Here is a 22,808-nt window from a genome sequence, read left to right on the forward strand (position 1 = left end):
GTCATGAAATTACCTTATCTTTGTAAATCCAATGTTTTCTTTGCATTAATCAATAACTATCATAGATGAAATTTTTACTAGATCTCTTATTTCGTGTTTTACAGCTTTTTACAGAACCTTATTTTTTACTATTTCTTGCGGTAATTATTATTGCTCTGCTGAAAAGAAAAAATAAAGGTAAAAATCTGAGAATAGGAATTTTCACATCGGTAGTTTTAGTGATTATCCTTATAGGAAACGGATTTCTGGGTAAATTGATCTCCGGATATCTACAGAAAAATTATATCAATAGTCCTGAAATAAAGTATTCAACTGATCAGAATCCTATTATTGTAGTACTGGGTGGCGGTATTGTAAATATCGATAATACAGAAAAATTACACACGATGTCTTATTCCAGAATCGTGGAAGCCTACCAATTGTATCATGATTATAGGAAAAATAATAAGTCTTGTAAAATATTGATTTCCGGGAAAGGAAGAGGACACATCAGTGAAGCAGAATTATTCCGTGAGGATTTTAAAAAGATGGGCGTACCGGATTCTGATATTATTAAAGAAGATCAAAGTATGAATACCTATCAGAATGCAAAATTTTCCACCGAGATATTGAAAAAAATGGGTACTTCCAGTCTATATCTGGTGACTTCAGGTTTTCATATGAAGAGATCTGTTGCGTTGTTTCAGACATTTGGATTAAAACCTATTCCGAAAGCATCAGATTTTATTGATACCGAGATCACTGTATTTCCAAATAGTTATAATGCTGCGTTTACGTTTGTTATGCTTAAAGAAGTCGTTGGAATCTGGCAGGTACAATTATATAATAGTTTGGGAATTAATAAATAGGAGCTTTCCATCTGTTATTAACAAAACAGAAGACTAATTTCTTTAATTTTCTTTAAAAATATACATCAAGCATAAGAAGCTCAAAAATCGAGTGTTTTTCAATCCTCAACCTATGCTATCTTGTTGAAAATAAGATAGATTTATGAGTAAAACAGTATTTTAAATATTCAGCGTTGTTTTACATATGAAAAACATTAAATTTATGACCATCAGGGTCTGCAAAGACAAAACCATAATAATTAGTTCCAAAACTTTCTGGTCTTGAAATAAGTGTTCCGCCGGCTTTTCCAATTTCTTCAGCCCATTCATCCGTTTGATTTTTACTTTCTGCATAAAGGGTGAATATTATTTCGTTATTTTTTTGTGCATCTCCGAATTCTACATTTTTCACATTAGTTTCCAGTATATTTTTAAGAAAAAAGTGGATTACAAAATCATTTTCTCCGAAAAAGAAGCTTACTAATTCATTAGAAGAGTGTGGGTTGTTAGGCTTAAATCCAAGTTCTGTATAAAACTTCTGTGTACGTTCCAGATCAGAAACGGCTAGGTTTGCCCAAATCATTTTAGGTTTCATATTTTTATATTTTTGGTTGAATAAAGTTAGTCCCTTTCAATGAATTGAAGCTTGTCATGTGGCAAGATTTTGTATTTTTAGACAATTAGTAGGAGAGTAGTTGGTCTGAAACTGAATCAAAATTATTTTCCGAAAATAAATTTAACATAATATATTAGTTAAATGTATTAATAATGATGACATTAAGAGAAGAGATAGAGCCTAATTTTGATTTGGCAGAGCAAAGATATCCTGAGGTTTTAAGGCTTATTTTGGAATATACCGATTTTTGTGATGAGCATGGAGATGAAGATTCTAAAGAATATCAAAGGCTTGAAAATAAATTATATGAAATGACTGGTAAAGAAATGTCTCAATTCAACCTTTGGGAATGGTGGGAAGGAAATGGAGCAGAGTATTTGTCTTTCGATATCAGTTTACCTGATCCAAAAGTAGTAAAAGATATTACAAAGGATGAACTTGCAGAAATTGTAAAAAGAATGAGTACTTTTGAAGCTCCGGACTTGAATGATAAGTCATTTAAAGGTATGTTTTACAGCTATATATGCTTTGGCAGTGATTATTTTCCTCAATTTTTGAAGCTCAATTTTAAAAGTTATGATATTAAACTGTTCCAGGCTCATCAGGATAAAGATGGTAACTATTATGAATACAGTCCGGAAGAAATAACGGATGCCTTATGGAATGGAAAACTAATCCATAAAAATAAATAATTCACACTATGAATCAGAATATTATACATAAAATCAATGCTTTAGGAGGAATCACAGATGCTGTAAATGCTGAGAAAAGCTTTACTGAAAACTGGCAGAGTATCATTTTTAATCATCATTTATATGATAAAGATTGGGATGTTTATGGAATTGATCAGTTTTATGAGGAAAATAAAGAATTGTATCACAGTAATCAGGAAAAATTTTATGAGAATCTTCTGGAGCATTATTTTTCAGATCATGAGCTGCCGTATGGACAGTATTTTGTAAGAAGCTGGAATTTTACGCCATTTAAAGAAAACTCAGAAGATCAAGAAGAATTTGATGGACTGATTGATGAGAATTACGTACAGGAAGTTGTAGGAATTTCTCAGCCGGATTTTCTTTGTATATTTTATTCTTACGGATATCCGGATCATTTTTTTATCTGTACAAATGATCCGGATCAATCTAATCCGAAGGTTTACAGTACAGATCATGAAGTATATTTTGATGAGCTTGAAAATGAAGGAAGCTTTGAAGAGTTTCTGGATCGGTTTATGACCAAAGAAGAGTTCCGAGAAACTGTTGTAGGATATTTGGCTGAGAAATTTGGTAAATAAGGGATTTTGGAGTGGTTAATACTCTATTCTGTTTTAATATTATTTTTCCTATAATTTATATTATGTTAAATTGAATATAACAGCCCATTTGATCTCAATGACTAAAAGAGTCATATTTAATTATTTATAGTCTATTTTATGATTTAATTCTATAGGATTATTCTCTTGTAAAATATCACTTTGCATTTCCTTACTTTTTACAGAAATATCCATTTTATTACCATTCGGGTCAGTAAATGTAATCGTTTTCCCTATTTTTGAATTTATATCATATGGGTCATTAAAATATGATTTAGCAAGTGTTTCATATTTTTTCCAATCAATTTTTATAGTTTTTTGTCTTACATCAAATAGATCTCCTCCTTTTTTTATCTGTACTAAATTGAATGAATAATCATTGTTTGTGTCTTGAAGTGATATTATTAAGCCTGGTAAACCATTGAAAATGTATGGTCCATCACTAAAAGGTAGCTCAGTTGTAAACCATGCAATCCAATTTCTCCCACCGTAATTTGTTTCCGCTTTTTGAGATTTATATTTTCCAATTGTTTTTTGTTCAGAAGTAATTTTCCAATTTAACTTTTCATCTATTGGAAGAAGATAATCTGTTTTTAAATAGGTTATTATTTTTTCTATTTTGTTTTGACTCAAATCTTTCTTTACATAAAATTGGTTTTCAACACCCATTTTATACATTCCGTTTCCATTATTTAATTTTATCGAATCGGATTTCTTATCCTGTGATTCTCTAAATATTGAACTATTATTTTTATAGTCTAGAATCATAGTACCCGAATTAATGTCATCGGGTTTTTCAGAGTTCAATTTATATTTGGTGTCATAAATGAAACTAAATTTTTGAGAGAAGCAAAATGAAGAAATTCCAAGCAAGATTAATATATATTTCATTTGAGAAGTTTGTTTGTTACTAATATAAAATTTATTTTGATGATTTTTTGAATATTCACCTTAATCTTGTTCGAATTTAAGATGCCCTTAATGTAAAATATATAGTACACTCTCCTATTAAAGATTATTGATTTCCTATAATATTAATTAAGTTCAAGCTCATCAAAATCCTTTATTTCAGATAGTTTCATAAGTTTGTTGAGTTTGATTGTTTCCCATGTATCCTTGTACTTAACTTCATAATTATCTCCATCATCATTTTTATTTAAATTATCTTTTGTGAGCTTCTTCTTTGTCAGAAAATTAATACTCACTTCATATTGTGGTACTGGACCATTGCTTGAATAAGAATCATAACCAATAAGTTCCATATCTCCATTTTGATACCTAAAAGTATATCCCCAGTTTCCATATCTTCCGTGTCCATAATTGATGTGTAAGCTTCCTTTTTCAATACTTACATTTAATTCGGGGGCAAAATAGGCACCGCCATCCTCATTTTCGGAGGAAAAGCAATTGTAGTTTTTGGAAGCCAGTTCATAATAATTTCCTTTATTCAAAAGAACAATAATCCCTCTTCGGTTCCGATCTAACGCACCACGATCTTCGTCTTGTATAATTTTATTTTTGTCTGTTCCTTTAATAATTAGTACTACGTCTTCAAGTCCGTCTTTATTCAGATCTCCCTTAATTTCATCCCAGCCTTCCGCTGAAATTCCTCCTCCATATTTATTAATTACATAGCCTTCCGGGATAAAATCATTTGGATTTTTCTTTCCTTCAATACTTTGAGATGATTGGTTTACAGAAGTTTTGCTTGGTTGTGTTTTTTGATTTTCTGTATTTTTGCTTTCAGTTGATTTTTGTTTTTCGTTTTTACAGGATTGTAGTGCAAAAGCAACTGTTAGAAATATAAATATTTTTTTCATGGAGGTTTATAACTTTGAATGAAGCTAAATTAGAATCAGGAACATTATTTACTGACGAATATAAATAAATTTTACAATTTTATAAAACTTGATTTAATTTCTTGAAAGTTTAAAAATCAATCTATTTCTTAATAATTTTAGTGAAAATTGTATTACTTTTTAACATATAATTTCCAGACGGATATTCAGAAAGGTCAATACGGTTATTTCCTTTGTTTAAAGATATTGTTTTAATGATTTTACCTGTAATGTCATATAAATAAACATTTTCGCTAGCTGTTGACTCAATATTAATCACGCCTGTTGTTGGATTTGGATAAGCCTGAGCCTTGATTTGTTTTGACGTTTCTACAGTTGATAAACTGCCATTGCAACTCGCATTATAAGAGTCTCCAATAATAGTAAAACCTTTGTTAATCAATTGAGCTCTAGCCATAATAGCTTGTGATGTAGAATAATTGAGTCCTGTTGCATATATATTTCCTCCTGTTATTGTTGACGTTGCCCATGTAGGATTATTGATGAGAGCAATCAGGAATTTATTATAATTGATACACGACAACCCCGAATCTTTAAATCCAAAAGAGATAAAGTTTGCATCAAAATTTTGAAGCTGAATATTCCATGTAGAAATATCTTGGTCAAAATGCGAAGCACCATTAAACATATTAAAACCAGTGCTATTAATAACTTTACTCACATTCCAATTTCCTATGGGTTGATTGAATGCTACTGCATTTTCAAACATATATTCAAAAGATGTTGATTTACCGGTATTCCAATTATTAAGTGGTTGATTAAAGGATGTTGCATTAGAAAATGTATAACGAAAATTAGTAACATTGGCAGTATTCCATGAATTCAACGGTTGGTTGAAAGCCACAGCATCTTTGAACATAGCAGAGAATGTGATTCCGGAAGTTGTATTCCATCCAGAAATATTTTGATTAAAAGTTGATGCAAAAGAGAACATCCCACTAAAATCTTTTACCTTCGCTGTATTCCAGGTTCCAATATTTTGATTAAATAATGTTGCTCTGTTAAACATACCATTCATATTAGTAATTGTACTTGTATTCCAATTAGAAAATGAATTATTGCCAATTAAAGATGAACAATTATAAAACATTTGTGATAAATTGTTTATTTGTGTCAGATTAGGCGCATCTGTAGCGGTTACATTAAGGTTTGGACAGCCTGCAAATCCCTGATTGAATTGCTGAAGCCAAGTGGTTTCTCCCCATTGACTGATCTCGACGAGTTCAGGATTGGCATTAGGATCAATATAATTTGTACTGGCTCTAAATCCATAAAATAGTCCGCTCCCATTTGATACTTTTAATTTGTAAACTGCCTGGATAGGATTTGTATGCAAAGACGGACCAAAAGATATGATCGTTGGAGTATTGCTATTAGAAGTGATCGAACTTAGGACTCCATTATGCTGAGGATATCCTACTTCTTCCCAGCTAATGGTATAATCTGTGCCGGTACCGCCAAAAGAGATCGAATTATCAATAGTTCCATTGATGTTAGGTTTCCACAATGTAATAAATTCACTTTGCGCATAAGAAATAAAAAATAGAAAAAAGAAAATGGTTACTAGTTGTTTTTTCTGCATAATTTGAAATAATAATTTAAAGGTTAAAATTTGGTTTGATAAGGTTGTAACTTCCCGGAGTTCTGTATCTTATCTCTAATGTAAAGATATAGCTGCACAGCGACAGAACGTGTCGTATTATAATTTTAAGAGTAATTTTTTTTAATTTTTTTTCATGAGGTTTTAATCAACTGCAAAAGAAATCCGCTATTATTATAACAATAACAGCGGATCAAGTGTTGATATTTAAGTTTCAGAATATTAGATAGTTACCTTTACCCCGACGGAAATATTAATTCCAGGAAGCGGACTCAAAAATTTTAATTGTGAATTTTGAAGCCTTGCCTCTGAATTCAAAAGATTATTTCCTACAATATAGTATTCCATTTCTCCAAAATTAAATGTGCTATCCTTGTATGAAACACGGGCGTTCAATAAAGAAAATGCAGGCATCGGAAGTTCAGGATTAATATTTTTCCCTAAGTATTTTTGCTTTAAATAATGATCCAGAGCTACATTAATGCTTAGTTTTTGTAATGTTCCGGTAAGACTGAAACCAAAACGGCTGGTAGGCATATTAGGCATATAATCTCCATCGCTCCATTTTCTTATTGAGCTGTCGGCGGTGCTGATATTTCTTACAAGGTCATAATAACCTCCTATCTCCCACTTCCCTAGCTTATTCAAATCTATTTTATAAGCTGCTTCTGCTTCTATACCATTGATTTCGGTATCATCAGAGCGCCATTCTTTTACCAAATAAATTTCTCTGGAAATTCCTGTATGAGCAAGGTAAATGTAGTTTTTATAGGTAGTATGATACCAATTGGCAGATAATCTGAGGTTTTTCAAATTGATTCCGCCACCAATTTCCAATGTTTTTGCGGTTTCTTTTTCCAGGCTGTCATCTCCGTTTTCTTCTGTAAGTATGGCAAAGTGGTTGTTACCTGCATAAAGTTCATTGACTTCCGGCGCTCTTTCAGAGTAATTATACTGCACTTTCAGAAATCCTTTTTTTAATATATTCCATTGACCTGCAGCATGAAACTGATTGAGTGTGAAATTTCTATCACTCAATTGCCCACCAGATAAACCACGGCTTCGGATGTATTCTTTGTCTGTACCATCAGCTCTTCGCTGAACATGATCGTTTCGGTATCCTAAATCAAATTCAATAAATTTAAAATCAAGATGCTGCATGGTGAATACTCCAGTTTCACGACTGATTGTATTGGGTAAATATCTTTGATTTCCTTCACCTTTCATATCTCGGTACTGAACTTCAAGCCCTGTGGTACCTGTAAGGAACTTTAGTTTTTTTTGATTGATTTCCAGGCGTCCATTATGTTGATTAACGCTAAACTCATTAGCCCGATGACGTTCAAGAAGTTCCGCATTTTTAGAAAATACTCCCATATAATTAAGTTTTATACTGGAAATTGGAAAGTTGTTGAATGTATAACCTGTTTCAAGCATTGCTTTATGAGAAAGGCTTCTTATGTTGATAGGCAGATATTCAATCTTGGGTTGAGGAGCTGCATGAGAATTCCCCGGTATTTTGTAAATAGCATATCCAGGCACTCCAAAGTATGAATAAGAATTTTGATAGGCTCCTCCTGCATAAAATGATTTTCCGATATAACTTGTGCCTACATAAAATGAATTACTTTCCGAGTGACTGTTAGGAATAGTTCCGTCTTTAGTCTCAACATAATCTTTGATGCTGTTTACCTCACTTCTATAACGGTCTTTTATTGGATCTTGTCCGGAAATATATTTGTCATTTTTAGGATTAGGATAATATTTACCGTCTGAAGGGTTATAATAGGTAGCATTGAAGGTATAAAGATCCCCTTCCGAAAGACCATACTCTTCCATGTGGTCCAAAGCAAACTGACTGATGTATGGGAAAAGACTGGTATTAAGGACATTTCTTGAATTTACATCTATCTGGCAAAGCGATTGTAAAATACTATTGAATCCAACTAATTGAGGATCAAAACATCTGCTGTCTTTAGATTTTCCCGGAATTCTGACGATTTCTTGTTTCTGATTAGCTGCTCCAACCGTCCATACCCAGTTTTTAGAAATGACACCTTTGGCTGAAAGTGCCTGCCTTTGCCCACTGTTACTTCCGCCTTCAAGAACTGCCCTAAGATTTAAATTTTTTGAAGGCAGCTGCTTGGGTACATAATCTGTTTCAATATCAATAGCTCCTCCAATGGCCTTTCCTCCAAATAGAACTGCAGCTGAGTTTTTATAAATATTGATACTCTGTACACTGTTCATTTCTATATCGGTGTTGAAATCAGGGCTTATCCCTGAAAGATCATTGACAGACATTCCGTTTTCCAGAACTTTTACTCTATTTCCACTTAAGCTTCTGATCACCGGAGTTCCGGAATTAGGACCATAGCCGGAATTTTGAATTCCAGGAATTTTACTTAAAGTTTCCCCTAATGTATTAGACTGAATAAAATCCAGTGTTTTTCTGGAAACGTTAATCAGATTATGATTTAGCTTTCCTTTTACCTCTACAGATTCAATGTCTTTAACAGCTTTCTTTTCAGGGGTTACTTTTTGTGCTTTTAGAAGAGAAGGACAATACATAAGTGAGCTCCCCATCAAAAAAAAGATTGTCTTTTTCATGTGCATATACTTTAATTATTCAGCAAAACTAAATAATTAAATCCATTAATGCAATAAAGTTGCATTAATGGATTCTAAGGTGATTCTTTTTAAAATGGAGTATGTAGAGGTAAGATCTTAATTTACTGTTATATATCCATTATTTTATTTTTGAAATTAAAAAGCATCCTGAATTGGATGCTTTTCTTATTGAATCAAGGTATATAGAAAATGTTATTCTTATATTTAAGATTATTATACAATAAATAAAGATGCAATAGCCTGTGCATCGCTTCCTGTTAAAATTTCATCATAGGCTGCCGATCCTGCAGCTGCTCCGAATGCGTTTCCTGTATTGTAACCTGCCTGATTTACATTATCTTCACCTGCATAAACAGGATTGGTTGCGGAAGGCATATTTCCTCCGTTGGCAAGCTCAATCCAACCTTTATTAGCTCTCATTCTTCTTACCTGAGAGGCATGTCTTGCTTCCACAGAGTGAATCTGTAATGCCGCTTGTAGTACCACTTTATTTGACATAACATTTCCAGCTTGTCCTTTATAAGCTCTTACTCCCGTATCTTCAAAAGCCTGAGCAAGAATAAGAAACTGATTATAGTCTGTAAAAGGAGTGAAATTACCATTGGCTGTAAAATCAAAGGTAGGCTTAGTACCAGGTGTTGAACCTAATGAAGTAAGGGTGCTTTTCAAAAAGTTTACATGTGCAGATTCATGCTTTGAGATTTGCATAAAAACAGCTCTGTCTGCATTAGGGATTAATCCTGCTGTAGATAATCCTATAGCATAGTATTCATTCTCAAGATATTCTAATACCAAAGCAAGTTGCAAAGCATCTGTTAAAGTACTTTTAAGGGCAGCTCCTGTAATGGGCTTACCTGTTGTTTCCGCTTGTACAGGAGTAGACATTAGAGTTCCTAAACCAAGTGGAACTGCTGCTACAGCTGCTTTTTTTCCGAATAATGAAATATTCGTAATTGTTTCTAATCTTGAAGCTTCCGTTGTAAAAAACTTATCATGGGAAAGCTTATCTAATAATTTAAGGATGTTCATAATACAAGTTTTTGAAAATGAATAATTAATTAATACCTCTTTCTTTCCATGTAAAGCGGGTTTTTATAAACCCTCCTGCTGCCATTACGATGTCCTTTGGCTCTTTAGCAAGGTCCAGACCATTCGCATCTATCACATCATCTCCGGAAAAGTCAGTGGAGCCTGGATTTATGAGATTTCTGATAGCAGAAGCATGTCTTGCCTCCACAGAAACTATTTTTCCTGCAATGACAAGATAAGCGGCATTGGTAATATATTTTCCGGCTCCGTTGTAAGCTGCTACTCCGGTGTCTTCTAATGCTTTCGCTGTTGCTAACACAGAATTTCTATCACTAAAGTTGACATTTGGGTATTGAAATTCAAGCTTAGGAAGAACATTTTGAGTAGCACCTGTGATTGCAGCTTTGAAAAAGTCTCTGTGAATAACTTCATGATGATAAAGGTCTGTGAAAACCTCTTTTTCAATACTTGAAATTCCAGTGTAGAAATTATTGACCACTTTAGTATAGAAGTCTGCTTCCAGTTGTTCAAGAGCATAGGCATAATTTAATACTCCTACATCTCCTGATCCAAGATCAAATATTTGACCGTCGTTTATCATCTGAAAATCATCATCATCATTACATCCTATCATCGTAAGTCCGGCAATTGCCAGCCCAACTCCACTTAATTTCAGAAAGTTTCTTCTGCTTGTATCCAGAGTTGCTCTCTGATTAGAAACATGAATTGTATTTTTCATAATATTATTTTTTTAAAGTGTTTGATTTAATGCTAAAATGAAAAAAACAGCATACATAAAATGCTGTTTTAGGATATAATTTTTTCTACGGCATCAAAACAGTATCAATTACATGAATCACTCCGTTTGATTGATTTACATCAGCTATGGTTACTTTTGCACTGTTCCCTTTAGCATCTTTTATGTAAAGATCTTTTCCTTTAGTCCAGAAAGTAAGATTCTCTCCCTGTACTGTTTTCATCATACTTTTTCCATTTCCTGCTTTTACAGCTGCCCAAATTTCTTTAGCACTGTATTTTCCAGATAAAACGTGATAGGTTAATATGCTTGTAAGCATTGCTTTATTTTCTGGCTTTACCAGATTTTCTACGGTACCTTTAGGGAGCTTTGCAAAGGCTGCATCTGTAGGTGCCAATACTGTAAAAGGACCATTGCCTTCCAGAGTTTCTACAAGCCCGGCAGCTTTTACAGCGGCAACAAGTGTTTTATGATCCTTGGAGTTTACAGCGTTTTCAATAATGTTCTTAGACGGATACATAGCAGCACCTCCTACCATTACTGTTTTTTCTTTCACCATTTGTGCAGTTACCTTCCCACTAAAAGCAAATGATAAAGCTACCATTGCTAAAACTGTGATTTTTGATTGTGTGTTCATTGTACTGAATTTTTTTAATGAGTTATTGTTAATTTGTGTTTTAATACCATTTACGAGGTTGGTTTTAATTTAGATTTAAAAAAAAAAGAAATTTTATTCAATTTGTTGTAAATCAATGGCTTATTTTCATAATTGATGTGAGGTTGAGATATTGTAGAGTCAATATAAAGTCTTTTCTGGTTGATTTTGTATCACCATCGACAATATGTCTCACATGGAAATTAAATATTCCATTATAGCAATTGTTTTTGAAAGTAATTTTTTACATTAAACATTTTTTCAAATATTTAATCATTATCACTTGCTAAATAAAATATAATTTATATTTTGTTGTGAATATGTTTTATTTTATTACATTTGGGTAGAAAAATAACAACTATTAAAACAACCTATTCTGAAGAAGAACTTATCGTTTTACTAAAAGAAAAAAACGAAAATGGTTTTCATTATCTGTATGACCACTACTCTGGTGCGTTGTATGGAGTCATTCTTCGAGTTGTTCAGTCTAAAGAATATGCTGAAGAAGTAATTCAGGATATTTTTGTTAAGATTTGGAATTCTATTCATCAGTATGATGCCTCTAAAGGCAGGTTTTATACCTGGATGATTAATATTGCCCGAAATACCGCAATAGATTATTTGAAGTCTAAAGGATTTCAGAACAATCTTAAAAACCAACCTCTTCCCGATTTCGTATATAATACTACAGAACTTTCCACAGTCAATAATTCAGCTGATTATATTGGATTTAATGATGTGCTTGAAAGTTTGGAGGACGATAAACAAGAACTTATTAATCTTTCTTATTATCAAGGATATACCCAGCACGAAATATCTGAAAAACTAAAGATACCGCTTGGGACAGTAAAGACAAAGATGCGGAATGCACTCATGAAATTAAAGGATTTGCTAAAAGATTATCAATAAATTGAACACTAAAGAATACATATCATCCGGAATTATAGAATCTTATATTCTAGGTCATGCTTCTCCCGAGGAAGCAGGCATTTTGGAGTGTGTGATAAAAAATAATGCTGAAGTAAAAGAAACTTTTGAAGAAGCTCAAAAAACGATGGAAAAGCTTGCTACGGCTCAGGCTGTAACACCTCCAAGCGATTTGAAAGCTAAAATCTGGAATAAAATCCAGAAAGAACAATCTTCTGAAGAAGGAATTCCTGTGAATTCTATAGAAGAAGCACCGGTTGCAAAACCATTGGACGCAAATGTTGAAATTAAGAGAAACAATAACTGGAAAACATTAGGTATTGCTGCTTCTGTTTTATTTCTACTAAGTATTGCAGGAAATCTGTTTTGGCTTAATAAACAATCTGAAAATCAAAAAGAAATTGCACGAATGAATTCTGAGAAGCAGTCTCAGAATGTTGCAATGCAGAAAATGAATCAAAAAATGACTATGTTTTCCAATCCTGATATGCAAATGGTAATGCTGAAAGGAGTTGAAAAACATCAGGATGCTAAAGCAATGGTATTCTGGGATAAAAAGACAAAAGAAGTTTACCTTAATGCAGAGAATCTTCCTAAGGCTCCGGAAGGCATGCAGTACCAGCTTTGGGCAATTGCAGACGGGAAACCGGTAAATGCAGGAATGTATTCAGAAGATAAAGACAGTTTGATTGCATTAGCCAATATTTCAAAAGCACAGGCTTTTGCAATTACACTTGAAAAAGAAGGTGGAAGCTCAGTTCCTACGATGGAGAATATGTTTGTAATGGGAGAAATCTAGATTATAGAATTTAAATACCTTTATTTTTTCAAAATAATATACATCAAAAAAAGCATCCAACGGGATGCTTTTTTTGATGTATTTAAAATAATTAGACAGAATATTCCAAAGAAGCTTCTTTAGCAGCAGCTACCATTGCAATTAAAGCTTTCTCGGTTTCATCCCAATGTCTGGTTTTTAATCCACAATCAGGATTTACCCAAAGCTGGTGAGCAGGAATTACATCCTGAGCTTTTTTAAGCAGCTTAATCATTTCTTCTTTGGACGGAACTCTTGGTGAGTGAATATCGTAAACACCAGGACCGATTTCATTTGGATATTTAAAGTCTGCAAAAGCATTTAAAAGTTCCATTTGTGAACGTGAGCATTCTATGGTAATCACATCAGCATCCATATCTGCAATATTTTTGATAATATCGTTAAATTCAGAATAGCACATATGAGTATGAATCTGAGTAGCATCTTCCACTCCGCTTGCTGAGATTCTGAAAGCTTCCACAGCCCATTTCAGGTAGTTTTGCCAATCAGATTTTCTTAAAGGAAGCCCTTCACGTATTGCTGGTTCATCAATCTGAATAATTCTGATTCCTGCTTTTTCAAGATCATTTACTTCATCACGAATTGCCAGAGCGATCTGCTTACAGGTTTCTGAGCGTGGCTGATCATCACGTACAAAAGACCATTGTAAAATTGTAACAGGTCCTGTTAACATTCCTTTTACCCATTGATTAGTCTGTGATTGAGCATATTGTGACCAATACACTGTCATTGGATCAGGTCTGAAAACATCTCCAAAGATGATCGGAGGCTTCACGCAACGGCTTCCATAGCTTTGTACCCAGCCATTTTTAGTAAATGTAAATCCTTCCAATTGCTCTCCGAAATATTCAACCATATCATTGCGTTCAAATTCCCCATGAACGAGAACGTCTATTCCTATTTCTTCTTGCCAACGGATTGTTCGCTGGGTTTCTTTTTTTAATAAAGCATCATATTCTCCAGCAGTTAATTCCCCCTTTTTAAATTTTGCTCTCCAGTTTCTTACCTCCGAAGTTTGAGGAAAAGATCCAATGGTTGTGGTAGGGAACAATGGTAATTGTAATACTTTCTGTTGCTCCTCTCTACGAACCGGGAATGTATTTTTTCGTTGTGAATCCCTTTCAGTGATTGCTTCTGCTCTTTGTTTCACAATTTCATTATGAATCAATGACGATGTTTTTCTGCTGGCAATCGATTTTATATTCTCCTCAAAATCGGTAAGAACAGTTGAGTTTTCTGTATTCGATGCCAATTCTTTAAGATCTACAACCTCTTTTACTTTCTGCTTAGCAAAGGCTAACCAGTTTTTAATCTCCGGATCAAGATTTGTTTCAAATTCCAAATCACATGGCGAATGAAGAAGAGATGAAGATGGAGCAATAAAAACCCTTTCAATTCCTAGTTTTTCGATCGTTTTTTTAATGAAAGACAAAGATTTTTCATAATCATTTTTCCAGATATTTCTTCCATCTACAACCCCAAGAGATAATCCCACATTGTCAGGAATAGATTCAAGTACTTCGTCTAACTGTTCAGGATTTCTTACCAGATCAATGTGTAAAATATCTGTAGGAAGTGAAGCAGCAAGCGATGCATTATTTTTTAATCCTTCAAAATAAGTGGTGATGATGAACTTCAATTTTGGAAATTGTTTTCTAAGTTCAGAATAAACCTTTAGATACGCTTCTTTTGCATTATCTGTTATATCTAAAGCTAAAAACGGTTCATCAAACTGAATCCATTCTGCACCCTGAGTCTGAAGTTTTGATAGTATTTCTATGTAGACAGGAAGTATGTTTGGAACAAGATCCAATTTATCGAATCCTTCTTCTTTTTCCTTTCCTAAAAGCAAATAAGAAACAAGTCCGATAATTACAGGTTTTGCATTGATTCCAGCTTGTTTAGCACCTGCAAATTCATTGAAAATTTTATCAGAAGTAAGCTTAAATTGTTGATTTTTGTAGAATTCCGGAACGATATAATGATAATTGGTATCAAACCATTTTGTCATTTCCATAGCTGTAATATCCAATCCGTCTTTTTGGTAGCCTCTTGCCATGGCGAAATAAAGGTCTAGTTCAGAATTGTTCTTTTTAAGAGCAACTTCATGGTAACGTGTTGGAATGGCTCCAACAATCAAACTCATGTCTAAGACCTGATCATAATAAGAAAAATCATTGCATGGGATAAGATCAATTCCTGCTTCTTTCTGAATATTCCAGTTTTGATTACAGATGTTTCTTCCTACTGTAAGAAGCTCTTCCAAAACAATTTTACCTGCCCAATATTGTTCGCAGGCTTTTTTAAGTTCTCTTTTGCTACCAATACGCGGATAGCCCAGAATGTGTGTTTGCATTTTTAATACTTTTAATTAAACTTATTGTTAAAAAAAGTCCTTTGAATGCTTCGTAATGCTTTTACAGTTTAGAAATTTTGAATATAAATGATATAATAGCCTGGCGATTTCATTTTATATGAAACTGCATAACAATATATCATCTGTGTGACTCAAAGCTTCAGACCGCGAAAGCATTGTCAATTCAGTAAAGGCAGGTCTCCTGACTTGTAACAGCTTCTGTCATCCTTCCCGTTTTCACAGTGGATATATAAGGACAGAAGCTTTTGGTATGTTACTTACAGTTGCGCGACAGCTCGTGATTTGCACACGATTCCCTATTAATTTACCTTAAGTAAAACCTTTTCTGTTTGATGAAGATATGTAAAGAACTGTACTCTTATCAAATGATTACTTTGATAGAAGATTTTAATTTTGTGTAAAATTAGTAATACAGAATTTATTATCAATTAATAGTTGTTTATTAAGTAAATAAAGCTTTAATAATTGTTTTAAACAGAATAAAAATCTTTAAATTTGATGAATTTTAAACCATAAAAGAAAAATATTCTGTGGAACAGCTCGATGATAAAGACCTGAAGCTTCTGAGATTGCTTCAAACCAATGCAAAATTGACAGTAAAAGAACTTGCGAAGGAAATTAATCTTTCTCCTTCTCCTGTTTTTGAACGTGTAAAAAGACTTGAACAGGAAGGCTATATTAAGAATTATGCGGCTGTTTTGGATGCTGAAAAACTTAATCGCGGATTCACGGTTTTCTGTCAGATTAAATTAAAAATTCATGACAGATCTGTAGGCTATGATTTTGTAAAAGAAATTCTGGAGATTGAAGAAGTTGCAGAATGTTATAATATCTCCGGGGATTTTGATTTTCTTCTGAAGGTTCAGGTTCGGGATATGAAACACTATCAGGATTTTGTTTTTAATAAACTAGGATCTGTAGATTCTATTGGCAGTACTCATAGTACATTTGTAATGGCAGAAGTGAAAAATAATCATGGATTAACGATATAATGAATATTTTTCTACATAATAAAACCGCTCTTTTCAGAGCGGTTATACTTTTTTAAGTGCTTGTTCGTTTTATCTTAGCAAGTAGATCCACATTCAAGTAACTTGATGTGAATTACACCGTTGACAACGCACTGAGTTTGACATAATGCATTACCAACAATAGTACCTACACCGCCAACAACGCCACCAACAACACCGCCTACGCCTCCTACAGCTCCGCCGATTACTCCACCTAGGCCGCCAACAACGCCACCAATTACACCTCCAAGACCTCCTAATAATCCTCCGATTGGATCAAGTAGTCCGTCTCCTGAAATAGTTTTTAGTTCGTTTCTGTCTAGTTTTTTGAAATTTTTCATGATTAAGATTTTATATGATTAATACTTCACAAATATATGACAAATAATTATATGTTCATATTGTTTCGAATAAAATAAATAAACAATTTTACTATTTAATATTTCGTTAATATAATTGGTAATTAATGAAAATATCATTTTTTAATTATATTTAATTGATTTACTAAAAGTTAAAAAATATATTTCCAATTATGAATTGTAGAGTTATTTTTTCAACAAGAAGTGAAGTTTTTTTATACTTAATATTTCAAACTTTAAAAAAGGGTATTTTTGATCTTAAAAGGAGTGATTTTATTGATTTTTGATGACTTGAGGTCGTCCATTTTTTAAGAATCAGGCAAGAAGAAGTTAAATTTCTTCTAATTTTATGGTAAAACAGCTTCCTTATCATTGAATAACGACATCAAATTTTGTATTTTTGCCTACACACTTGTATCAATGTCAATTTTTTCAAATAATATACGCTCCTTAAGAGCCAAGAGAAAGCTTTCTCAACAAAATGTAGCTGATGATCTGACGATCTCCCGAGTGAGATACTCCAAATATGAAAACGGAATTTCAGAACCACCTATTGAGCTGCTTATAAAAATCGCTAAATATTTCCATGTAAGTATAGATCTTTTACTCTCTGTGGACTTACAAAAATATTCTATGGATGATATGATGAAGTTACCTGATAACAGAATTGTTCTTCCGGTAGCAGTAGATGATCTGGGTAATGATACCATTGAAATTATCCCACAAAAAGCATCTATGGGGTACCTTGAGGGATATAGCGATGTAGAGTATATTGAAGGTCTTCAACGAATTGCCCTACCCTTCTTAACTAATGGTAAATACAGAGCTTTTCCTGCTGATGGAGATTCTATGCCTCCTTTTAGAAACGGATCTTACATAGTAGGAAAATATGTGGAAGGAATTGATGACCTTAAACCTGGGAAAACTTATGTTTTTATCACTCTTAATGATGGAATTACTTACAAACGTTTTAAAGAACATAAAGGGAATGCTATCTGTGTAAGTGCTGACAATTCATTCTATGAACCTTATGATATTCCATTTGAAGATATTGTTGAAATCTGGCAGTATGCTTCTGGTATTTTCCCTGAGGATTTTGAACCTGGAGATTATGAAAGCTATAATTTTAAGGAGATGTTCCGTGAATTGAGACAGGATATTAAAGAACTGGATAAAAAAGTTTCCGGTCGTCGCAGAAAATCATCGTAAATATATAGAACTAGAATAGATTCTTATAAAAATAAACAGGCTCTCTAAAATTATTAGGGAGCCTGTTCTCAAACCAGTTAAAAATGTAAAATATGATATGAAAAATACTGTTTAAAAAGAGGTTTTTTAATGTTTGTGATGTTTGAAGTTAATTAGATGTGCTGTAATGAGCCCTGCTGCTCCTAGATAGATCAACGGGATATGAATTTCAAATATAAAGTCTGCCAGTATTGAAACTGCAATTAGACCAATTGATCCCCAAAATAATACATTCAGCCAAGTATTTTTTACTTGTTTTGTAATTCTAAAAACAACTATGGTCCCAATAATAAGAAAACCTAGATCTATATATGGGTTATGTGATATTCCCAGAGGAACTACCAGTAATAAAGGGAAAACAATACAATGAATCAGACATAATACAGCAGTCGATATTCCTATTGCATCAAGAAGTTTTGATTTCATATGGATTAGGATTTAATTTTCTTGTTGTAACTTTGTTGCAAATGTAAATATAAAAATCAAATAACGCAACTTTGTTGCATTAAAAAATGAAACAAGTCAGAAATACTCACGCAAAAACTGAAATTTTAAACCTTATCAATAGCTCTGAGGTAGCTTTAAGCCATTCTGATATTCAAAAGAAGTTGGGAGACTTATGTAATAGAGTTACGATTTATAGAGTTTTAGAAAGGCTTGAAAATGAGGGTGCTATTCACAGAATTGTAAATGTGGATGGTGTAGTAAACTTTGCTAAATGTATTGGTAAATGTACTCATGAACAACACTTCCACAATCATGTTCACTTTAATTGCAAAAAATGTAATTCCGTGACATGCATTGAAAATGTTATTCCTGAAATCAGTTTGCCGGAGAACTTTATTGCGGAGGAATATAATTTTATTATCAGTGGAATCTGTCCTAAATGTAGTAATGCTTAAGATTTTAATGTAAAATATAATTGCCACGAATGCACTAATAAAATAATCTGTGCATTCGTGGCAAAAAAATAAAGTATATAAATTGTCTACTATAAAGGAGAAATATATACTTCTATTTTGGTTCCGTCATAGTTGAAAGTTCCGTCAGGGTTGATTTTTCCAAGGACCCATTTCATATCTACGGGAACAGACCAGGTAGAACCTAATGCAAATCCGTTCACAGATCTGATCTCGTTTCCATTTCCTGTTGTAATCGCTGAATGAAACCATGTTTTGTCTATAAGTCTATAGAACCCAATAGCTTTTCCTTTGGGGATTGGAGCATATCCGTCCCATTTTTCTCCACGGGGATAATTGAATTTATTTAACCATTTTTGTCCGGATGATCCTGCAAGTTCATCAGGGCTGATGCTGGCTCCTCTCATATAAAGAGCGTATGCAACAACATCATGGCATACCCCGGTATTGTACTTTGAAATATTTTCTGCCCCTGAAAGAACGGCATGTGCAACCGGAGCTCTTTCAGATAGGGATAACTGAGCCTTCCTTGCTCCTTCTGGTGTTACTGACATATTGATAATATTTTGTTTGGTGAATGGTAAAGATAGTCTTTTTTAAATAAATTAAAAATACATATTGAAAATGAGATATTTATGGTGTTTTTATTCAATGGATAGTATTAAACTGTCAGCTTAATTTTATACTTCCAGTTGAAAGAGCCCCATTGTAGCATTGTGATAATGGTCGGGAAGCCCTTCCGTATCAGTCATTTTTTTCTCACCCAGATAAGAAAACCCACATTTAACGTAATAATCGATCAGTCTTTGATTTCCTGCTGTAGTATCCATTCTTACATATAGTTTATGATTTTCCTTTGCAAATTTCTTTGCCCATTCTACGATCTGTTCTACAAATTTTTGTCCGCGAAAGTTTGGATTGGTAGCAATTCTGTGAATGTATATTGCCGGATCTGTATTTTGTTTCCCCCAAACCTGCTGATCTTCATAGGTAATGCTCCAGACGCATGCTACTTCTTCATCCACGACAATTTTAAAATGGCGGTTTTCTTCAATTTCTGATTCAATCATACTTTTTTCAAATTCAGGCCATTGTACACCAGATACAGTTTTCTTAAAATCGGAAGCCATTTTATATAAACCAAGGACCGCTTCAATATCCTTTAAAGATGTGTTCACTATCATTATTCCTGTTATAATTACAAAAATACTGAAAATTGAACAGGTAGCTTTTGTTATTGTTATTCAGAATGGGTATAAATACGGCTCTATTACTCATGTTGCGTTGGGTAACGTAAATAAAAATACTAATTTTATCGCCCGATTAAAGATAAAGACACACTATGCCGACTGATGCTTCTCATAAGCTGATTCCGATGACTACCTTTGTGCTGGAATATTACGCCCACGAAGGATATGCTGATCTTCAAACATTGAGTTTGATGAATAACTATGCCAATTTTTTAAAACAGATTTTAGTTCTTGGGATGTTTGTTCCTGTAGATTCTCAGGGAAATGTATTGAAAGAACCTAAGAATTATACATCATGGAAATCACTTGAACATAATGATGGAGAAAGAACCAATATGGCTGGTTTTGAAGAATATGGTGAGTATCAGAAAGCGGAACGCAAATGTTTATTTGAAGGTTTTAGAGTAGATTATAATGGATATTCTAAAGTAAGAATTGTAGCTTCTTATGACCCATCTATTGAACTATCATTTAATAAGAGTGATCTGATGCCTACAGGATTCAATGATGTGGAATCACTGACTGTTTTTGATGATATTTTTTTAACGTCTAATGCCTTGAAATTAATAGGAATAAAGGACAGAAAATAAATATTTTGTTACCTAAAGAAATGCATGCTTATTTTCCAAGAAATGAAAATATCTGCTTCCCATAAAAAATCCCTTTACTGCAATAAGTAAAGGGATTTCAATTTTAATATAAATAATTTTATCGGACACATTCACCTGAGCGGCATAAGTAACCTGAAGGACATAATCCATTGATGCACGGACCTGCAACATCTGGATAACATTTTTCATCTGCACGGCAATGAGAGTTTGGAGGGCACAGACTGATAAGGTTTCCAATACAGATTCCCACAGGAAGTGGCAGATTCAGCTCTATACCAATTTCGCCGACAATGTTCTTTAATGTTTTTCTTTTTAATTTTTTCATGGTTTTAGTTTTAATCAGTTGTTGTTTTGATAAGTGTTCGCATTGGGTTTTAGCCTGTGAACAGATCAAAGATAATCATACTGGCAGATGAATCATTCAGTACTTTTACTTAATTTCAGATTATTCTAAAACATCTATGATAAAAATGATTTGAATATGGTAACCAGACTCATAATAATAACCACTACTCCAACAACGACAAACATTTTCTTTGTTGGTAATTTCGTAGTCAGCATTGCTGAAAAGGGAGCTGTAAAAACACCACCAAGCAGCAGCCCTAAAACAATATTCCAATGATGAATTCCTATGGTAAAGATGAATGTAATAGCACTTGTGACAGTCAACAGAAATTTTGCTACCGTTGAGCTACCGACCACGTAACGGGGAATTCTTCCTTCTTTAATGAGTGTTCCGGTTACTAAAGGTCCCCATCCGCCTCCCGCAAAGGAATCTATGAAACCTCCCACGAATCCTAACACTCTGAGATTGGTTCTTTTCTTTGTTTTACTACGGTTTTTATTTTTATCCTTAAAGGCATTTTTCAAAATATTTAATCCCAAATATAAAGTATAACAGGCAATGATTGGCTTCACAATATGAGCATAATGCTCGCCATAATGAGATAAGGTTAAAGCTCCAATGATTGATCCTGCGATTGCCAGTGGAAATAGTACCCAAACCATTTTTTTATTGACGTTCCCTAGTTTATAATGACTGAAACCCCCTGCTGCAGTTGTAAATGATTCTGCAGAATGAATGCTTGCACTCACTACAGGCGGTGGAACGTTCAGTAATAATAGAATGGTAGTACAGATCACGCCATATCCCATTCCCATTGATCCGGCTACGATTTCAGCAACAAAACCTGCAAAGAGCATCCAGTAAAAAATGTGACCGTCTTTATTAAGAAAATTCTGAATATCATCAGCCAGATTGAATTGATAAATTACCAATCCAAATACTCCGAAAAAAAGCATTATTCCTATGATAGCGAGATAGATATTCGCTTTTCTCTGAGCCGTTTTGGTAATATGGATCAGTTTTTCAATTTCCAGATCGTCTTTTTTTGCAGGAACTGTTCCTTCAGACAGATATTGCGTAGTGATTTTGTTGAGTTCTGTTACTTTATGATTAAAATCTCCCTGTAGCTGATTGCGTATATTTTGCATATTATCCAGTACAATATCCATTTCGTCAGGAATCATTTCTGTGAATGTTTCTCTGAGTCTTTTTGCGATAGTTGGAGATTTCCCATTGGTTGAGATAGCTATTTTAAGGCTTCCTTTTTTGACAATTGAACCTAAATAGAAATCACACAGATCAGGTTTGTCTGCAATATTAACCAATACATTTTTTTGCTGTGCCTGTTCACGAATCTGCTCAGCAAGAACAATATCATTTACCGCAATAATGGCAAGATCTGAATTATCAAAATCATTGATATGATAGGGTCTTTCATGCAATATGATATTAGGAAACCGATTCTGTAAAGCAATAACTTCGGGAATAATTTCCTTTGCAACTAATGTTATAGACGTTTCAGGCGAATTTCCGAGTACAGATTCCAGCTTTTCGAGGGCAATTTTTCCGCCTCCGATGATCAATAATGATAATTTTTCAAGCTTTAAAAATACAGGATATAAGGAATTACTCATTT

At 33.4% G+C, this 22,808-nt stretch carries 24 protein-coding genes and 1 riboswitch; of the genes, 9 read left to right on the forward strand and 15 right to left on the reverse strand.

Annotation, left to right across the window (positions count from 1 at the left end):
* Positions 1-65: 65 nt before the first annotated feature.
* Positions 66-848 (forward strand): YdcF family protein, encoded by a 783-nt coding sequence (locus BBI01_RS09105; RefSeq protein WP_065394366.1) that lies wholly within the window; start codon positions 66-68, stop codon positions 846-848.
* 178 nt (positions 849-1,026) lie between these two features.
* Here BBI01_RS09105 and BBI01_RS09110 read toward each other — a convergent pair whose 3' ends face one another.
* The gene (locus BBI01_RS09110; RefSeq protein ID WP_065394367.1) at positions 1,027-1,422 is read right to left on the reverse strand and encodes a VOC family protein; all 396 of its coding nucleotides are present in this window, start codon (positions 1,420-1,422) and stop codon (positions 1,027-1,029) included.
* 173 nt (positions 1,423-1,595) lie between these two features.
* Between BBI01_RS09110 and BBI01_RS09115 the strand changes: the two genes are divergently transcribed.
* Together BBI01_RS09115 and BBI01_RS09120 are read left to right on the forward strand one after the other, a co-directional pair.
* The gene (locus BBI01_RS09115) at positions 1,596-2,135 is read left to right on the forward strand and encodes a hypothetical protein (protein ID WP_228393968.1); all 540 of its coding nucleotides are present in this window, start codon (positions 1,596-1,598) and stop codon (positions 2,133-2,135) included.
* A gap of 8 nt (positions 2,136-2,143) precedes the next feature.
* Positions 2,144-2,737: a hypothetical protein gene (locus BBI01_RS09120; RefSeq protein ID WP_065394368.1), complete on the forward strand. Its 594-nt coding sequence runs from the start codon at positions 2,144-2,146 to the stop codon at positions 2,735-2,737.
* Positions 2,738-2,857: 120 nt separating this feature from the next.
* On the opposite strand, the gene BBI01_RS09125 is transcribed toward BBI01_RS09120, so the two are convergent.
* From BBI01_RS09125 to BBI01_RS09155, 7 genes are all read right to left on the reverse strand, one after another.
* On the reverse strand, positions 2,858-3,646 hold the full coding sequence (locus BBI01_RS09125; RefSeq protein WP_065394369.1) for a GLPGLI family protein: 789 nt from the start codon (positions 3,644-3,646) through the stop codon (positions 2,858-2,860).
* 143 nt (positions 3,647-3,789) lie between these two features.
* Positions 3,790-4,575 carry a hypothetical protein gene (locus BBI01_RS09130; protein WP_065394370.1) on the reverse strand — a complete coding sequence of 262 codons (786 nt, stop codon included), beginning with the start codon at positions 4,573-4,575 and terminating at the stop codon, positions 3,790-3,792.
* A 121-nt stretch (positions 4,576-4,696) separates the two neighbouring features.
* A complete protein-coding gene (locus BBI01_RS09135; protein WP_065394371.1) occupies positions 4,697-6,196 on the reverse strand; it encodes a BspA family leucine-rich repeat surface protein in 1,500 nt (499 codons plus the stop codon).
* A gap of 240 nt (positions 6,197-6,436) precedes the next feature.
* On the reverse strand, positions 6,437-8,824 hold the full coding sequence (locus tag BBI01_RS09140) for a TonB-dependent receptor (RefSeq protein ID WP_065394372.1): 2,388 nt from the start codon (positions 8,822-8,824) through the stop codon (positions 6,437-6,439).
* 234 nt (positions 8,825-9,058) lie between these two features.
* Positions 9,059-9,874, reverse strand: a complete 816-nt coding sequence (locus BBI01_RS09145; RefSeq protein ID WP_065394373.1) for a ferritin-like domain-containing protein — start codon at positions 9,872-9,874, stop codon at positions 9,059-9,061.
* Between the two features lie 25 nt (positions 9,875-9,899).
* Positions 9,900-10,613 carry a ferritin-like domain-containing protein gene (locus tag BBI01_RS09150; protein ID WP_065394374.1) on the reverse strand — a complete coding sequence of 238 codons (714 nt, stop codon included), beginning with the start codon at positions 10,611-10,613 and terminating at the stop codon, positions 9,900-9,902.
* A gap of 85 nt (positions 10,614-10,698) precedes the next feature.
* Positions 10,699-11,268: a fasciclin domain-containing protein gene (locus BBI01_RS09155; protein ID WP_065394375.1), complete on the reverse strand. Its 570-nt coding sequence runs from the start codon at positions 11,266-11,268 to the stop codon at positions 10,699-10,701.
* A gap of 357 nt (positions 11,269-11,625) precedes the next feature.
* Between BBI01_RS09155 and BBI01_RS09160 the strand changes: the two genes are divergently transcribed.
* Positions 11,626-12,195: an RNA polymerase sigma factor gene (locus BBI01_RS09160; RefSeq protein ID WP_228393969.1), complete on the forward strand. Its 570-nt coding sequence runs from the start codon at positions 11,626-11,628 to the stop codon at positions 12,193-12,195.
* Between the two features lies 1 nt (position 12,196).
* A complete protein-coding gene (locus tag BBI01_RS09165; protein ID WP_065394376.1) occupies positions 12,197-13,012 on the forward strand; it encodes an anti-sigma factor in 816 nt (271 codons plus the stop codon).
* 91 nt (positions 13,013-13,103) lie between these two features.
* Here BBI01_RS09165 and metE read toward each other — a convergent pair whose 3' ends face one another.
* Positions 13,104-15,407 carry a 5-methyltetrahydropteroyltriglutamate--homocysteine S-methyltransferase gene (metE, locus tag BBI01_RS09170; RefSeq protein ID WP_065394377.1) on the reverse strand — a complete coding sequence of 768 codons (2,304 nt, stop codon included), beginning with the start codon at positions 15,405-15,407 and terminating at the stop codon, positions 13,104-13,106.
* Between the two features lie 175 nt (positions 15,408-15,582).
* Positions 15,583-15,767: riboswitch (cobalamin riboswitch) on the reverse strand.
* Positions 15,768-15,958: 191 nt separating this feature from the next.
* On the opposite strand from metE, the gene BBI01_RS09175 reads away from it, so the two are divergent.
* On the forward strand, positions 15,959-16,420 hold the full coding sequence (locus tag BBI01_RS09175; RefSeq protein ID WP_065394378.1) for an Lrp/AsnC family transcriptional regulator: 462 nt from the start codon (positions 15,959-15,961) through the stop codon (positions 16,418-16,420).
* Positions 16,421-16,494: 74 nt separating this feature from the next.
* Here BBI01_RS09175 and BBI01_RS09180 read toward each other — a convergent pair whose 3' ends face one another.
* Positions 16,495-16,779, reverse strand: a complete 285-nt coding sequence (locus BBI01_RS09180; RefSeq protein WP_065394379.1) for a bacteriocin-like protein — start codon at positions 16,777-16,779, stop codon at positions 16,495-16,497.
* 438 nt (positions 16,780-17,217) lie between these two features.
* Here BBI01_RS09180 and BBI01_RS09185 point away from each other — a divergent pair, with 438 nt between their 5' ends.
* Positions 17,218-18,006 (forward strand): XRE family transcriptional regulator, encoded by a 789-nt coding sequence (locus BBI01_RS09185; RefSeq protein ID WP_065394380.1) that lies wholly within the window; start codon positions 17,218-17,220, stop codon positions 18,004-18,006.
* A gap of 126 nt (positions 18,007-18,132) precedes the next feature.
* On the opposite strand, the gene BBI01_RS09190 is transcribed toward BBI01_RS09185, so the two are convergent.
* Positions 18,133-18,471, reverse strand: a complete 339-nt coding sequence (locus BBI01_RS09190; protein ID WP_065394381.1) for a MerC domain-containing protein — start codon at positions 18,469-18,471, stop codon at positions 18,133-18,135.
* An 86-nt stretch (positions 18,472-18,557) separates the two neighbouring features.
* On the opposite strand from BBI01_RS09190, the gene BBI01_RS09195 reads away from it, so the two are divergent.
* Complete coding sequence (locus BBI01_RS09195; protein WP_065394382.1) at positions 18,558-18,947, forward strand: Fur family transcriptional regulator; 390 nt, start codon at positions 18,558-18,560, stop codon at positions 18,945-18,947.
* An 89-nt stretch (positions 18,948-19,036) separates the two neighbouring features.
* On the opposite strand, the gene BBI01_RS09200 is transcribed toward BBI01_RS09195, so the two are convergent.
* The gene (locus tag BBI01_RS09200) at positions 19,037-19,519 is read right to left on the reverse strand and encodes a hypothetical protein (RefSeq protein ID WP_065394383.1); all 483 of its coding nucleotides are present in this window, start codon (positions 19,517-19,519) and stop codon (positions 19,037-19,039) included.
* Positions 19,520-19,645: 126 nt separating this feature from the next.
* Positions 19,646-20,149: a GNAT family N-acetyltransferase gene (locus BBI01_RS09205; RefSeq protein WP_065394384.1), complete on the reverse strand. Its 504-nt coding sequence runs from the start codon at positions 20,147-20,149 to the stop codon at positions 19,646-19,648.
* A gap of 158 nt (positions 20,150-20,307) precedes the next feature.
* On the opposite strand from BBI01_RS09205, the gene BBI01_RS09210 reads away from it, so the two are divergent.
* On the forward strand, positions 20,308-20,805 hold the full coding sequence (locus BBI01_RS09210; RefSeq protein WP_065394385.1) for a hypothetical protein: 498 nt from the start codon (positions 20,308-20,310) through the stop codon (positions 20,803-20,805).
* Positions 20,806-20,923: 118 nt separating this feature from the next.
* On the opposite strand, the gene BBI01_RS22515 is transcribed toward BBI01_RS09210, so the two are convergent.
* Together BBI01_RS22515 and BBI01_RS09220 are read right to left on the reverse strand one after the other, a co-directional pair.
* Positions 20,924-21,151: a hypothetical protein gene (locus BBI01_RS22515; RefSeq protein ID WP_123862121.1), complete on the reverse strand. Its 228-nt coding sequence runs from the start codon at positions 21,149-21,151 to the stop codon at positions 20,924-20,926.
* A gap of 134 nt (positions 21,152-21,285) precedes the next feature.
* On the reverse strand, positions 21,286-22,806 hold the full coding sequence (locus tag BBI01_RS09220; protein WP_065394387.1) for a TSUP family transporter: 1,521 nt from the start codon (positions 22,804-22,806) through the stop codon (positions 21,286-21,288).
* Positions 22,807-22,808: the final 2 nt, after the last annotated feature.

It is taken from the genome of Chryseobacterium artocarpi, assembly GCF_001684975.1.
In the GTDB taxonomy this organism is placed as follows: domain Bacteria; phylum Bacteroidota; class Bacteroidia; order Flavobacteriales; family Weeksellaceae; genus Chryseobacterium; species Chryseobacterium artocarpi.